Annotated in this window: 11 protein-coding genes and 1 pseudogene; 5 read left to right on the top strand and 7 right to left on the bottom strand. The window is 58.1% G+C overall.

Translation table 11 applies throughout. The annotated features are described in order from the left end of the window. Both Q0650_RS12705 and Q0650_RS12700 read right to left on the bottom strand, forming a co-directional pair. Window positions 1-625 (bottom strand): annotated as a pseudogene (locus Q0650_RS12705) (AAA family ATPase); the annotation flags it as partial. After that, window positions 622-1,716, bottom strand: a complete 1,095-nt coding sequence (locus Q0650_RS12700; protein ID WP_298819506.1) for a hypothetical protein — start codon at window positions 1,714-1,716, stop codon at window positions 622-624. The pseudogene Q0650_RS12705 and the gene Q0650_RS12700, both read right to left, overlap by 4 nt. Before the next feature lie 340 nt (window positions 1,717-2,056). On the opposite strand from Q0650_RS12700, the gene Q0650_RS12695 reads away from it, so the two are divergent. The 5 genes from Q0650_RS12695 to Q0650_RS12675 all read left to right on the top strand — a co-directional run bounded on the left by Q0650_RS12695 (window position 2,057) and on the right by Q0650_RS12675 (window position 8,381). Continuing rightward, on the top strand, window positions 2,057-2,704 hold the full coding sequence (locus Q0650_RS12695) for a hypothetical protein (RefSeq protein ID WP_298819504.1): 648 nt from the start codon (window positions 2,057-2,059) through the stop codon (window positions 2,702-2,704). 40 nt (window positions 2,705-2,744) lie between these two features. Further along, entirely contained in the window at window positions 2,745-4,157 is a 1,413-nt protein-coding gene (locus Q0650_RS12690; RefSeq protein ID WP_298819502.1) for an MATE family efflux transporter, read from the top strand. A gap of 71 nt (window positions 4,158-4,228) precedes the next feature. Next, complete coding sequence (locus Q0650_RS12685; protein WP_298819500.1) at window positions 4,229-4,966, top strand: SIMPL domain-containing protein; 738 nt, start codon at window positions 4,229-4,231, stop codon at window positions 4,964-4,966. Between the two features lie 148 nt (window positions 4,967-5,114). Then, window positions 5,115-7,109, top strand: a complete 1,995-nt coding sequence (gene uvrB, locus Q0650_RS12680; RefSeq protein WP_298819498.1) for an excinuclease ABC subunit UvrB — start codon at window positions 5,115-5,117, stop codon at window positions 7,107-7,109. 3 nt (window positions 7,110-7,112) lie between these two features. Continuing rightward, entirely contained in the window at window positions 7,113-8,381 is a 1,269-nt protein-coding gene (locus Q0650_RS12675; protein ID WP_298819496.1) for a nuclease-related domain-containing protein, read from the top strand. A 36-nt stretch (window positions 8,382-8,417) separates the two neighbouring features. Here the strand turns inward: Q0650_RS12675 and Q0650_RS12670 are convergent, their stop codons facing one another. The 5 genes from Q0650_RS12670 to Q0650_RS12650 all read right to left on the bottom strand — a co-directional run bounded on the left by Q0650_RS12670 (window position 8,418) and on the right by Q0650_RS12650 (window position 14,259). Next, window positions 8,418-9,581 carry a phospholipase D-like domain-containing protein gene (locus Q0650_RS12670; protein ID WP_298819494.1) on the bottom strand — a complete coding sequence of 388 codons (1,164 nt, stop codon included), beginning with the start codon at window positions 9,579-9,581 and terminating at the stop codon, window positions 8,418-8,420. 93 nt (window positions 9,582-9,674) lie between these two features. Next, a complete protein-coding gene (locus tag Q0650_RS12665; protein WP_298819492.1) occupies window positions 9,675-10,208 on the bottom strand; it encodes a hypothetical protein in 534 nt (177 codons plus the stop codon). A gap of 16 nt (window positions 10,209-10,224) precedes the next feature. After that, window positions 10,225-11,253, bottom strand: coding sequence for an ABC transporter permease (locus tag Q0650_RS12660; protein ID WP_298819491.1), 1,029 nt, complete (start codon window positions 11,251-11,253; stop codon window positions 10,225-10,227). 114 nt (window positions 11,254-11,367) lie between these two features. Continuing rightward, entirely contained in the window at window positions 11,368-12,327 is a 960-nt protein-coding gene (locus tag Q0650_RS12655; protein ID WP_298819489.1) for an ABC transporter permease, read from the bottom strand. A 117-nt stretch (window positions 12,328-12,444) separates the two neighbouring features. Continuing rightward, entirely contained in the window at window positions 12,445-14,259 is a 1,815-nt protein-coding gene (locus Q0650_RS12650) for a peptide ABC transporter substrate-binding protein (protein WP_298819512.1), read from the bottom strand. Between the last annotated feature and the right edge of the window lie 284 nt (window positions 14,260-14,543).

Below are 14,543 nucleotides of genomic sequence, written 5' to 3'. Positions count from 1 at the left end.
CCACGCCGCCCGCCACGCCGCCCGCCACGCCGACCGCCACGCCGAACGCCACGCCGCCCGCCACGCCGACCGCCACGCCGAACGCCACGCCGAACGCCACGCCGAACGCCACATTCAAGAGTGCCCTTAGAAACCACGCGGGAAAAATGTCTATCAATGCGGATAATGATGACCATTGATCCGCAAACCAGCGCTCTATCAGAGCCGGAGCAATTCCGCTGTTCCATAGCAGGAAAATGACGAAACCCGTCACCAAAAACAGGTACGCCCATCGCCTGAATCGCGAACTCCGCGCCAGAACGAGACCGAACCACCATCCGGTCAGGAAGAGCAGAGAAGCGAACCAATCAAACGCTTCGCCACTCAGCCACGAATAGAGACTACCGGCTACCAGCGTTATTGCCAGCGGTGTCAGGGCGCTCAGCCACCAGACCTGTTCAGCGTAGCGGCGCAGGCGAGGATTGGCGGCGAAGCGGTCGCGGAATTTGAAGGGATCGTCATCAAAGTCCAGCTCAGGATCAATGTCGCGCAGATGCCGGCGCAGGGTAAAGGGCTTGAAAAAGATCCAGTAAAGCAGGCGCAGACTCTCCAGAACAACGTCGCGGGCATTAATGAGGCGGTTCATGGCGTCGACCCCAGCAGTTTTTCCAGCAAGACGCGCAGCGCATCAGGATTCTGGTATCCCAGCAACACCAGAACGATAATCACGATGATAGTAATCCCGGCCACGAGATTTGTCACATCGTCGGTACGCTGTCCCAGCCACTGAGCCAGCCTGCCCAGCCACAGTGGAGCGTTCCAGATGGCGCGCGCAGCGCCGACGACGGCAGCGCGCGGCGAACGACTGGCCGGTACGCGGCTTCGTTCGAGCTGGAACTGTTGATATGCCCAGGAGCTGTCTTTGCCCTGCTGGCGCGCCTGACAGAGGAAGTAGCCGGCCATTTGCAACAGGCAGGGATGACGTTGCCCCCAGGCGCGCGCAAGGCGCTGTTCTTCCAGGCTGAGGGCAGCCGGCGCGCCCGGCACCGTGCTGGCGGGCAGCCGCGCCAGATCGCTGGCTTCTTCTTCACTGAATTCGCCCAGCTTCAGCGAATGTCCCAGGTTGAAAAACGACGAGGTCAGCCGATGACTCCGCCGGTAGGTGTCGAGCGGATGGAGGCTGGCGATGACGTACATCAAAGCATTGCTATTCATGTAACCGCGCTGCACATCAAAAAAGGAGTCGTCGAACGCCTGCGGATACCCGAGCAGGACTTCAAATTCATCCAGGCAGATCACCGGCAGCACGTTCCTGTCCTGGCACTTCTGCAGAAACGTTCTGAAGGCATCACGATCCGGCGCGCACTCTCTGATGGCCCGTTGCAGGTCGGGGAAGCGTTTCCAGATGGATTGTTCCCGCAAAGCATCCAGAACTTCCTGATAGTACTTGCGTTCATTTGACGGGCTGATTTCCTGCAAGTCAAGATAGACCAGCGCCGGATCACGTCGCCGCGTCTCGGACGGAAGGTATTGATCCCACAACACGGTAAGCGCGTACAGCAGCGACGACTTGCCAATCCGCCGTTCGCCGATCAGATTCACGCTGACAGGCTGGACACCATTGATGCGATCGGCAATCGCGCGCAGCTCCTGTTTGCGTCCGACAAACAGACGCATATCGGTTATTTTCGGACCGAAGATGAAGGGGCAGGGATAGAGGTCAGCGTTGGACGGCATCTTATTCACTCCGGTCAGCGTACACGCACCACGATCTGATGGGACAATCATCACAGCGTGGCGGCTGGCGTTTGCGGCACACCAGATGCGCCAGATCGAGCAGGGCATAGTTAAAAGCGCGCGGATTTGTTTGATCGAGCAACATTTCTAACTTCCCCCAATCCCACAAAACAGATCAATCACGCGCACAGGCATATTCGTAGATTTATTTATCCTTTTCTGAGATGGATCACTGAGTATAAAATTTTTGAAAACACTGTATACCTATATACCATCACTACAACGGCGATGTATATCACCCTAAATTGTATGGTATCGCCTTTGACAACGCAAGCAAGCAGTGAATGGGGCAACGCGAACATCGCCGGCACTGCGGGCGACGATGGGGCGTTGCGGACGACGCGGGCGACGATGGGGTAATGCGGGCGATGCGGGCGATGCCCGCATCGCAGGCATCGATGATGACGCCGATGCCGATGATGACACCGATGCCGATGATGACGCCGATGCCGATGATAATGATGATGATGTAGGCGCGAATAATTATTCGCCCCTACATCATCATCATCCCCCCATCCCCCCATCCCCCATCATCCCATCCCATCACCGCCATCCCCCCATCCCATCATCGTCCCATCACCGCCATCATCCCCATCCCATCATCCCATCCCATCACCGCCATCCCCCCATCCCATCGCCGCCACCATCATCATCCATCATCGTCACCGCCATCACCGCCATCATCAACGTCCCATCACCGCCATCATCAACGTCCCATCACCGCCATCGTCACCGCCATCCCCCCATCCCCCCATCCCATCCCATCACCGCCATCATTCCCATCCCATCACCGCCACCATCACCATCCATCATCGTCACCACCATCCCCATCCAATCATCCCATCCCATCACCGCTATCCCCCCATCCCATCACCGCCACCATCATCATCTCTCCATCCCATCATTGCCACCCTCCACATCCGGCTAACCCACCAATCACAGCTCACATTTCGGTTATACTGAAATCTATGCAAACCGAAACCCTCTCCGCTCCTGCTGCCTTGTCGCCAGCCCAACTGGAAAAACGGGTTCTGCGGCTCGCCTGGCCGGTAATCGGCGAAAATCTCTTGCAGACCATGCTCGGCGTGGTCGATACCATTCTGGTCGCCTCGCTCGGCGCAGTGGCGCTGGCCGGCGTCGGCGCGGCGTTGCAGGTAATTTATGTCATCACGGCTGCCCTCAGCGCGCTGTCGGTCGGGGTGGCAGTGCTGGTGGCGCAAGCCTTCGGTGGAGGTCGGCTGGCCGAGGCCGGGCAGTTGGCCCGCCAGGGTCTGCTCTGGAGCGCCCTCATCGGTCTGCCGTTGACTGCCATCGGTCTGCAATTAACTCCGGCTTTGATCGGGTTGTTCGGACTGGCGCCCGATGTGGCGCAGGTTGGGATTGATTATCTGTCTGTGACGATCGGTAGTATCACCACGCTGACGATAATGTACCTGATTGGCGGCGCGTTGCGTGGCCTCGGTGATTCGCGCACGCCGATGCTGGTTACCGCTTTTGCCAATCTGATCAATGTGGTAGCCAGCGCGATCCTGATCTACGGCTGGCTGGGCGCGCCGGCTCTGGGAGCGGTTGGCAGCGCCTGGGGTTCGGTGATTGCCCGCCTGGTTGGCGCAGCCGCGCTGATCGGCGTGATCTGGCGCGGACGCAACGGCGCGCGCGCCGGTGGTCGCGGCAATTGGTGGCCACAGGCGCGGGTGTTGCGCCACGTGCTGCGGATCGGGATGCCGGCAGCGCTTGAAGAGGTGTTGATTATCGGGGCAATCGCTTCGTTGACGCCGGTCGTGGCGACGCTGGGCACGGTGGCGCTGGCCGCTCATCGGGTGGCGATTAATGTGCTTTCGCTGTCGTTTCTGCCCGGTATCGGGTTTGGGCTGGCCGCAACGGCGCTGGTTGGGCAGGCAATAGGCGCTCAACGTCCCGCTGAGGCCGGCGCGGTAGCTATGATTGCCCTGCGCTGGACCGTGATCTGGATGGGTGGCCTCGGTCTGTTGTTTCTCATCTTCGCAGAAGGGCTGGTCAGCATCTTTAACCGCGATCCACAACTGGTTGCCGCCGGCGCAGCGGCGGTGCGCGTGGTCGCGCTGACTCAGCCGGCCTGGGCAATCACGTTTGCCCTGGGAGGCGCGTTGCGCGGCCTCGGCGATACGCTTTCGCCGCTGGTAATTAGCGGCAGCGCGATCTGGATCTGTGTCGGTCTGGCGCTGGTGATTGTCACCTGGTGGGCGCCGGCGCTGTGGGGGGTCTGGCTGGCCTTCCTGATCGTCGGGCCGTTCGAGGCTGCTGTCTTCTGGCGAGTGTGGCGGCAACGGATCGCGGCGCGCAACGTTGCGCCACAGCGCGCGCTGGTATCCGGTCATGACAATCCTCCGTTGCCTGAGTGACCGGGGAACTTATCTTCGGGCATCGCCGTCTCTAAACTGGAACGATAAGAGATGCCTAAGGAGATACCACTATGGAAAACCGTCTTCTCACTACTATTCTTGCCGTAACTGCGCTGATCGCAGTGCTGGCGCTGGCTGCGGTTGGTCTGTTCCGCCCCACTCAAACCGCAACCGCTCAACCTGGGGTAGCCAATATGCCGCAGATTGTGGTGATCGGTAGCGGCGAAGTGAAAGTTGAGCCGGACATCGCCACGATTTTGATCGGGGTTGAAACCAAAGCGCCGACGACACAAGAGGCGCTGGCCCAGAATAGCGCTCAGGCCCAGGCCATTATCGACCGCATCCGTCAGTTGGGAGTCGATGCCAAAGACATTCAGACAACCGGGATCAATATCTATCCGGTTTATGATGAAAATGGCCAGAATGTGACCGGCTATACCGTTAGCAACATGGTTAATGTGACCATCCGCAATCTGGCTCAGGCTGGCGACCTGATCGATCAGGTCGTGCAGGTGGGAGCGAACCGGTTGTACGGCGTGAGCTTCAGCGTTAGCGATCTAGAAGCTGCGCTGGCCCAGGCCCGCGAGGCCGCAATTGCAAATGCGCGCGCGCGAGCCGAACAGATGGCGCGCGCCAGTGGGGCCTCGCTCGGTCGGGTGCTGTTCATCACCGAAAACCTCGGCGCCAGCCCCATCCCGATGCCGGTCATGACGGATGCGTATAACGCCCCCGCTCGCTCGGCCCCTCCCGTTCAGCCCGGTCAGCAGACCTACAGCGCTATGGTTCAGGTCACCTTTGAATTGCGCTGAACGCCAGATCGGAGAACCTCCCAACCGCTTCACCATCTGGTATAATGAAAGGTAGTCCAATAGCGCGGCGTTGTTGCCCTGCCCGCCTCGCAGCGGCTGGCGCAACCCGCGCTCTTACTATCTCTTCGCCACAAACCGCGAGCGTCGTATGCCCTTTCGGATCGAAGCGCCCTATCAACCGACCGGCGATCAGCCGCAGGCGATTGAAAAACTGGTAGCCGGCCTGCGCGCCGGTTATCGCCATCAGACCCTGCTCGGCGCTACCGGCACCGGCAAAACCTTCGTGATGGCCCATATCTTTGCCCAGATTCAGCGCCCAACCCTGGTGCTGGCCCACAACAAGACTCTTGTGTCGCAATTATGGGCCGAGTTTCGCGAATTTCTGCCTGACGCTGCCGTCGAAATGTTTATCTCGTACTACGACGAGTATACGCCTGAGGCTTATGTCCCCTCGAAAGACCTCTACATCGAGAAAGAGGCCAGCATCAACGAGGAGATCGATCGGCTCCGCCACGCTGCTACCCAGGCCCTGCTCAGTCGCCGTGACGTGTTAATCGTCGCTTCCGTCTCCGCCATCTTCGGTCTCGGTTCACCCCACGATTACGGTCAAGAAAAGGTTCTGCTCCGCGTTGGTGAAGTGCGTAACCGCGACAAACTGCTCCGCCAGTTGATCGACCTGCAATTCGAGCGGAAAGACATGGATTTCCAGCGCGGAACGTTTCGTGTTCGCGGCGATACGCTCGATATTATTCCCGCCAATGCTGAGACAGCGATTCGCGTTGAGTTTTGGGGCGATGAGATTGAACGAATTGTCGAATTCGATCCGCTGACCGGTGAGTCACTGCTCCAGCATACCGCCGTTGAAATCTATCCGGCCAAACACTTCGTCACCACCAAAGAGAAGTTACAACGGGCTATTGTCGCCATCCAGGAAGAGCTGACCGAACGGGTGCGCGAACTTGAAGCAGCGGGCAAATTGCTCGAGGCGCAACGGCTTAAGCAACGTACCCTCTATGACCTCGAGATGTTGAGCGAGATCGGCTACTGTAGTGGGATCGAGAACTATTCGCGCCATCTCGATGGTCGCGCCCCCGGACAGACACCGTGGACGTTGCTCGATTACTTCCCTGACGATTTTCTGATCTTTATCGACGAGAGCCATATTACCATTCCCCAATTGCGCGGCATGTACAATGGCGACCGCCAGCGGAAGCAGACACTGGTCGATTACGGCTTTCGCCTGCCTTCGGCGCTCGATAATCGCCCGCTGAAGTTTGAAGAGTTTGAACAGCATATCTACCAGGTGATTTATGTCTCGGCCACACCCGGCCCTTATGAGCGCGAGCGGAGCGATCAGATCGTTGAGCAGATTATCCGTCCCACCGGCCTGCTCGATCCCGAAATCGAGGTGCGTCCGACCAGAGGCCAGATCGATGATCTGCTCGGCGAGATTCGCCGGCGGGTCGAACGCAAGCAACGGGTGTTGGTGACGACGCTCACCAAACGCATGGCCGAAGATCTGGCCGATTACCTGAAAGAGATGGGGGTGCGCACGATGTATCTCCACGCCGACATCGACACCATTGAACGAGTCGAAATTCTGCGCGATTTGCGGCTCGGTGTGTACGATGTGGTGGTAGGGATCAACCTCTTGCGCGAAGGGTTGGACTTGCCTGAAGTGAGTCTGGTGGCGATCCTCGATGCCGATAAAGAGGGGTATCTGCGCTCGGAAACCTCGTTGATCCAGATTATCGGACGCGCTGCCCGTCACGTTGAGGGCAAGGTAATTATGTACGCCGATACCATAACCCGCTCGATGGAGGCAGCCATTCGCGAGACCCAACGCCGTCGCGATATTCAGATGGCGCACAACCTTCGCCACGGTATTGTGCCGCAGAGTATTGCCAAAGGTGTGCGCGATCTGACCGACCGCATCCGCAAACTGGCCGAAGAGCGCGGCGAGTATGTGACGACGCCAACCACAGCAGTGCCGGTCGAACTGCCGCGCGACGAGGTGCTTAAGCTGATTAAAGACCTGGAAAAGCAGATGAAGCAGGCCGCGAAAGAACTGGCCTTCGAGAAAGCGGCAGCGCTCCGCGATCAGATCGTTGAGCTGCGCCAAACGCTGGCATTGAGTGAGTGATCTATGGCCGTTCAAGTCTGGATTGGCGAGAAACCGGAGCATCCACAAGAGCGCCGCGCCATTTTATCGCTGGCGCAAACCCTCGAAAAACTTGAGGGCCTGTTCCTGATTCTCTCCAATTTCAGCGTAGGCGGGCGCAACATCGATCTGGTGATCATTAAGCACGATGCCATCGTCATTATCGAACTGAAGCATTGCGATGGGCGCGTCATCGGTAGCGTTAACGGGCCCTGGATCGTCGAGGGGCGCAACGGTGAGCAAAAGCGGCTCAATCCCGGGCGCAAGAATCCTTACAACCAGGTGATCTCGTACTTCCACGCCCTGACCAATTTCCTCAACGAGCGCCGGCGTGAGTTTCTTTCCGAACAAAAGGCGAATACGATTGACTTCCGCACCTGCAAACGGCTAATCGTTATCGCGCCCCGCATTGAAGAGGGTTCGCAGCTCGATCTCGACTGGAAGGTAGAGGTGCGCGGGCTAGATGAATTGCCCGCCTACATGATCACCGAGCGCTCGTCGGAGATCGAGTTGACCGAAGAGGAGATGCTGGCAATCCCTAAATTGCTGCATTGTACCCCGTGGACGGAGCTAAATGAGGTTGTGCAAGAGGAGCGTTCACCGACACCGACGCCGACGCTCTCTGTATGGCGCGAACGTGTCTGGCGCGCGTTGCAAACAACGACCGGGCGCCTTGCCGCCGGTTTTGCTGCGCTGACGCTGATCTTGCTCCTCTTTCTCGTCTTTCGTCCGCCAGCGCCTGTTCCTCGCGCTGATGCGCCCATCTCAATTCTGTCAGCCGGCACGCCAGCCGATGGCGCTGTTATCGGCTTCAATGCCATAATCAGCCAGTGCCGTTGGAACGGGTACCAGTTGGTCGGTAAACGCTGGGATGACCGCAATCAGACCTGGCAGAATATAGCGGTTGGTGAAGCGACGACCGGCGACATGCCCGACATCATCGTTGCCCTTGAGCAGATCGATACTTGCGGCGACCGGATTGAACTCACATGGAGCGTACAGAACAATACAACCCGTCCGGTGAGTCTCCCGCTGCGTGACGACAATCTCAAGATCAGCGACGGTCTCGGGAATGACTACCCCATTGCTAATGACGACTCGCGACCGGGAACGATTACGGCGCTACCCGGCACTCGACAGCGCGGCGTGGCTGTGGCCCGTCGCCAACTGGCCGCCAATGCCAGCACCTTGCGTGTCACGCTGCTAGAGCAGCCGTTTGGTGAAACCAGCTTTATTGTCGCCTTGCAGCCGTAAATTGCGGCGAAATATTGCGTTCGCCAGACTGCAAATTCACGACTGACAACGGGTTGGATTGCGCGCCTGCGCGAAGACTCGCTCAAACTCGGCCATGTATGCAGCGGCCAGGGTTGGATCGTCAATAATGAGAAGATTCTCGTCGTTGGTGCGCTCGGCGCGCGCCGTGAAGTTATACGATCCGGTGATGACGATCCGCTCGTCGATGATGATCACCTTGTGATGCATCGTATAACAATTACCATCTTCCAGCACTTCAACCCCACCTTCGCGCAACGGCCCAAATTCCGAACCGGTGCCTTCAGCATTGCGCCGCTCAAACACGCCGCGCACCGGCACGCCAGCCTGCTGGCGCTCGATCATGGCGCCGGCAATCTCGTCGCTGGTGAATGAGAAGGCCATAAAGTTTACCGAACGGCGCGCGCTGTTGATCAATGCTACGATCCGCGCTGCCGGACGTTCACGCGGAGTGAAGTAGTTCTCGATGATCGCCTGATCGGTAGTAATGCGCGAAAATGGTGTGGTTGCCTGTTTGCTGTTGCCAAATCGGCCAGCCGCCATCTCGGCAAACTCAACCCGATAGTTTTCTACCAAAGACGGGATCGTGATCCGCAACAGATTATTGTTGTTGCGGTACGTGTCATTAATGGTCACATTCCAGGAACCAGTCCAGACAATTCTGTCGTCGATAATGATAAATTTGCTGTGGAGAAAGGCAGTAGTTTCTTCCCAACTGATTGGGATACCTGCATCACCGATGATACCGGCGAATTTTGCGTCAACCGGATCTTCCAGACTCTCGCGGTCAAGCGCCAATCGCACCCGCACCCCTCGTTGATGAGCGGCGACCAGCGCTTCGGCGACCGGTTGCAGCGTATATTCAAATGTTGCCAGATCGATGCTTTGTTGGGCCTGGGTAATATCGTTCAATATGTCGCGAAGATACGGCGGTGTCACCCGGTTGCGCGGCACATCGGGATAGACGAGCGAGGGTGTCGTAAAGTAGACGGCAATCTCGCCGCTTACATCAGGTTTGGGTTGGCTCTCGATCCCGAACAGGGCCGGATCGATCCCGAACCGGCGCAGATCGATAATCCCGGCGGTGACGAGAAAACCCAGCGCGAGGGTGAGAAACAGCAAAATGATCTGGATCCGGTTCAGGCTTCGTGATGACGACGAAGCAGGTTTGCGGCGCGCCATGCAATCCTCACAGGCTCGTGCTACGACCCGGCGATACACCCGCCAGTATACCCGAAATCAATGTTTGGAATAGAATGCGCGGCGCGCAGTGGATCAACGTCGACCAAGATGGGCGAGAAGGCTGAGTGGCAATGCCTCCGGCCAGCGGCGCGCATACGATGGACGTTGCGGCATGACCGAAAGCGGCGCTGATGGATCTGATGGATCCGGCGAGATGCTGGCGCCAAACGCCATTGACAACGGCGCTGCTGTAGCGCTGGTTGTCAGCAGAGTTGCAGGTGGCGCCGCAACCTGAGCCGGCGACTTCGGAGCATCTGGCATCGTCTGCGCCATCCCCTGAGCTGGCGTCGGCTTCAACGCATCTGGTATCGCCTGCGCCAGTGTCTGCTCGGCCCTGGTGACCGAACCATCAGCGCGCGCCGCTGCCCGTACCGCCTGGCGAATCGCCTGCGCAAGCGCTTCTACAGCAGACTCATCGGCGGCGGCGCGGGCCAGTTCAGCCGCTTTCGCCGTTGCCCACTTCAGCAACGCACCGGCCTGATCGTCGCTCAATCCGGCAGTAAGCCGCTCATCTTCCTGAATCGCCTCGACAGCCAGTTGTTGCAACGGGGTTAGATTGCGGCTCATAACACCATCCCGGTCATCACAATCGCGAACGCGGATCGAGCGCATCGCGCAAGCCATCGCCGACAAAATTGATGCTCAGCACAGTCAGAAAGATCAGGCCACCGGGGAAGAGCGCCAGCCATGGCGCAGCCTGCAAATACTGGCTACCGTCGGTCACCAACCGGCCCCATGTCGGCGTATCAGGCGGGAAACCAACGCCGAGGAATGAGAGAGTCGACTCGGTGATAATTGCGCTACCGACTTCGAGGGTTGCAGCCACGATGATCGGACCGATGGCATTGGGCAGAATGTGGCGGAACATAATAGCCGGTCGACTCACTCCCAGCGCAATCGCCGCCTCAACAAATTCCTTCTCCTTCAGCGAGAGGAATGAGGCGCGCACAATGCGCGCTGTGCTCATCCATGCCAGACAACCGATCACCGTTACGACAATGGTAAAAATCCCGGCTTCCGGCGATCCCATCAACTGAATCACCGGATCGCGAAACAGGTAGACCACCAGCAACGTGAGCGGAATAACCGGCAACGACAGAAAGAGATCGGTAATCCGCATCAAAATCTGGTCAACCACTCCCCCCAGGAAGCCGGCGGTTGCGCCGATAATGGTGCCCAGCGAAATGGCAATAGCCATCGCCGTCAGGCCGACCAGCAGGGAAACGCGCCCACCGTAGAGCGCGCGCGCGAGTAAATCGCGACCGAGGTCATCAGTTCCGAAGGGATGGATAGCAGTCGGCCCAGAGAGGATATTCAAAAAGTCGAGATGATCGATGGCGATTTGTAAATCAACCCGGTCTTGCAGGAAAGGCGACCCAATGGCTTCAAGTTGGGCCGCCAGGCGCGGCACGTAGATGTATGGGCCAACGAATGACGCCAGCGCGAGGGTCAGCAATACCAGGACACCAAGCATTGCGAGCCGATGCCGGCGAAAACGTCGCCAGGCGTCGCTGAGCAGGGTGCGCGGTCGCGCGGGCAGCCGATTCGTCATCTGTTGCGCGCGCGCGCTGGGTGAGAGACCAACGGCGCCGTTTAGTTCTATTTCAGACATTGTGCGCTCACCCCTTCCGAAGAGATCCCATAGCAACTATACTGTCTATGGCCTGGCGCGCAAGCGTCGCTGGCGATCCGCTCCGGCAAAGACAGCTCTCGTCCTTCACCATTATCAGGAATAGCGCACTCGCGGATCGAGCACGCCATAGAGAATATCCGCAATCAGGTTAAACAGCACAGTCAGAATGGCAAAGATAAACGTCAGCGCCATCACGACCGGCGTATCGGAATTATTGATCGACGTGATCAAGAGCGCACCCAGTCCATTCACCCGGAAGAGATTCTCGGTAATGATCGCGCCGGCAAAGATCGTCGGGATGCCCAGGGCGATCAACGTCACGACCGGGATCAAACTGTTGACCAGGACGTGGCGCAACACGACCATGCGATCGCTCAAACCCTTGGCGCGCGCCGTACGCACGTAATCAAGGTTGAGATTGTCGAGCATCGACGAACGCATAAACCGGGTGAGCGCCGCCGTCTGCTGCACGACCAGCACTGTCACCGGCAACGCCATCTGCCGTGCCTGCTGGACAAATGTGTCCCAATCGACCACTTTGAGCGTGGTATTGTAGACGATGGGAAACCACTGCAAATTAATTGCAAAGACCAGCATTAAGAGCAGGCCAGTAAAAAATGAGGGAACCGAAAAACCAACAAATGCAAAAAAGGTTGCAACATTATCGAATAATGAATACTGTTTGACTGCCGAAATAATCCCGATCGGAATAGCCAGCAACACGGCGATAAGGTAAGCTGATCCGACCACAATCAACGTCTGCGGGAGTCGCTGCCAGATCAGATCGATCACCGGGCCGCGAGTGCCAAATGAAAAGCCCCAATCTCCGCGCAGGAGCGAGGTCAACCAGCGCACATATCGAATCGGCCACGGTTGATCGAGGCCGAATTGAATCCGGATCAATTCGCGGGTCGATTCGGGAATGGCCGGATTCAGGGCAAATTGGGCTAGTGGATCACCAGGGGCAAGCGACAGAACAGCAAAAATCACAAAACTAATGATCAAGAGGGTAGGAATTGCGATTAAAATACGTCGAATAATGTATTGCAACATTTTTTGCCCCGCCCATCAGTGTATCGTCGTATTGGTGTATCGGTGTATCGGTGTATCAATGCATCAGTGCATCGGCGTAGAGACGTTGCAATGCAACGTCTCTACGCCTTTTTCGATTTACGGCACTCGCCGCCAGGTGGCAATATTCCAGATGCTGCTGTCAAACGTATTGAAGGTTGGGCCTTCGAGGTTCTTCAGCTTGGCATTGGGCGTGCGACGATTGATCAGCGGAATCACCGCGCCATCGTTCACCAGCAGGTCGTTCATCTGAATCGCTAGTTGCGCCCGGCGCACCGGATCGAGCTCAACTTTCAACTGCTCGAAGAGCGCGTCGTATTCGGGATTGCAGTAGCGACCGTCGTTGCTGCCGTTCCACTGGTTTGCCGATGAAGCAACTTCAGCGCAGATCCAGCCTTGCAGATACTGCTGCGGATCGGCTGAGCTGGGGCCGTTGGTGTACATCTGCAAATCGGCGTAGAACTTGTTCAGCGTGTCCGGGTTGCCGGCATCACCACCAAAGAAGACCGCCGCATCAATTGCCTTGACGTTCACCTGAATACCGATCTCGGCCAGATTCGACTTGATAATCGCCTGCTCACCCTGGCGCAGCGTATTGATGCTGGTTTGGAAGGAGACGATCAGCTTCACGCCGTTCTTTTCGCGAACGGGACCGTTGCGCACCCAGCCTGCTTCGTCGAGAATGCGGTTGGCTTCGGCAACATCGCGCTCACAAGTCGTATTGGGCGAATTAACCGCTGCCGGCACTACCAGAATGTTGCATGTTGGTTCACCGGTCGGGCCATAGAGCTGCTCGGCAATAGCCTTGCGATCGATTGCCAGCGAGATAGCGCGGCGCACTGCCGGATCGGTGAGGAAGGGATGCGGCTGATCAGGCTCGCTGCGCTTATCGCCCAACGCCGGATCGGGGTTGGCGAAGTTTACCACGATGCGCTCGACGCCGAACGAACCACCGGCGATAGCGTCACATTTGCCACTGGCCAGGATCGGCTCCAGCACAGCCTTCGGAATTTGCAGGTTCCAGGCAAAGTCAACTTCGCCAGTCTCGCAAACGGCGCGGGCTGCCGAAGTTGCATCGCCGCCACCCTTGATCTCAACTTCGTCGAAGAAGACCTTATCGGCGTCGCGGAAGAAGGGGTTGCGCTCGTAGATGACCGTATCACCGGGGCGCAGTTCGCGCAACTTCCAGGCATTCGTTCCAATCGGAGCCAGATTGGCGGCCTGGCATTCGGCGCTGGTGCTGGCAGCGGCGCCGATGCAGTTTTCAAACTGCTTCTTCTGCAAAATCATCCCAAACGGGCCAACAAACGCAATGTAGGGATCGGCAGTTGGCTCTTTCCAGGTGATCTTCAGCGTGGTGTCATCGATCTTCTCGATATTCCCGATTGGATCGAATGCCGCTTTGGTTGTGCAAGCGGTCGCCGGATCGGCGCAGTACTGCCAGGTGAAGATGATGTCGTCGATGGTGAAGTCAGTGCCATCCGACCACTTCAGGCCAGGCTTGATCTTCCAGGTCACGCTGGTGCCGTCTTGCGCAACGCCACCGTTCTCAACAGTGGGGATTTCGGCAGCCAGGAAAGGAACCAGCTCGTCATCCTGGTTGTAGCGAGCCAGCGGTTCGAGAATCACTGTCGCGCCATCGAAGTCCTTGGTGCCGGTTGCCAGGTGCGGATTCAGCGTTGTCACTGCCTGCCAGTACAGGATCGTCAACTTACCACCCGGTTGCGCAGCCGGCGCTTCGGTCGGAGCCGGCGCAGCCGTCGGTTGCGCAGCCGGCGCTTCGGTCGGAGCCGGCGCAGCCGTCGGTTGCGCAGCCGGCGCTTCGGTCGGAGCCGGCGCAGTGGTTGGCTGAGCCTGCGGCTGTTGCGTTCCGCATGCGGCCAGAACTATCGCTACCACTGCCATGAGGGCCATCCAGGCCCAGAGCCGTTTGTGCGACACATGAACCTCCTCAACTCCTAAAACGAATGCCTGTTTTGATGATCAGAGTTGGCAGCAGTCCGCTATCCTCACACCCGCGCCGCCAGCAGGCAGGTGGCGGCAAAGTCATCTGATGTTGCTGATCGGACTGCTCCCACTCGACATCCGTTGGTTGTGGCGCCAAAATGGCGCTGCGCAATTCTGCACCAAAAAACGGGTACACCAAACGAGCGGTCGATGAACCGTTGATGCATCCCGTCTGCGCTGCCAGACACAAC

Source organism: uncultured Chloroflexus sp. (assembly GCF_937129525.1).
Classification (GTDB): Bacteria; Chloroflexota; Chloroflexia; order Chloroflexales; family Chloroflexaceae; genus Chloroflexus.
Note: the sequence above shows the minus strand (reverse complement) of the source record. Positions and strands in the feature narration are given on the sequence as shown.

Bases quoted from the DNA above. Each gene is read 5' to 3' on its own strand.
- Q0650_RS12700 (WP_298819506.1), bottom strand. From the start codon at position 1,716: ATGCCGTCCAACGCTGACCTCTATCCCTGCCCCTTCATCTTCGGTCCG.
- Q0650_RS12690 (WP_298819502.1), top strand. From the start codon at position 2,745: ATGCAAACCGAAACCCTCTCCGCTCCTGCTGCCTTGTCGCCAGCCCAA.
- Q0650_RS12685 (WP_298819500.1), top strand. From the start codon at position 4,229: ATGGAAAACCGTCTTCTCACTACTATTCTTGCCGTAACTGCGCTGATC.
- uvrB (WP_298819498.1), top strand. From the start codon at position 5,115: ATGCCCTTTCGGATCGAAGCGCCCTATCAACCGACCGGCGATCAGCCG.
- Q0650_RS12675 (WP_298819496.1), top strand. From the start codon at position 7,113: ATGGCCGTTCAAGTCTGGATTGGCGAGAAACCGGAGCATCCACAAGAG.
- Q0650_RS12670 (WP_298819494.1), bottom strand. From the start codon at position 9,581: ATGGCGCGCCGCAAACCTGCTTCGTCGTCATCACGAAGCCTGAACCGG.
- Q0650_RS12665 (WP_298819492.1), bottom strand. From the start codon at position 10,208: ATGAGCCGCAATCTAACCCCGTTGCAACAACTGGCTGTCGAGGCGATT.
- Q0650_RS12660 (WP_298819491.1), bottom strand. From the start codon at position 11,253: ATGTCTGAAATAGAACTAAACGGCGCCGTTGGTCTCTCACCCAGCGCG.
- Q0650_RS12655 (WP_298819489.1), bottom strand. From the start codon at position 12,327: ATGTTGCAATACATTATTCGACGTATTTTAATCGCAATTCCTACCCTC.
- Q0650_RS12650 (WP_298819512.1), bottom strand. From the start codon at position 14,259: ATGGCCCTCATGGCAGTGGTAGCGATAGTTCTGGCCGCATGCGGAACG.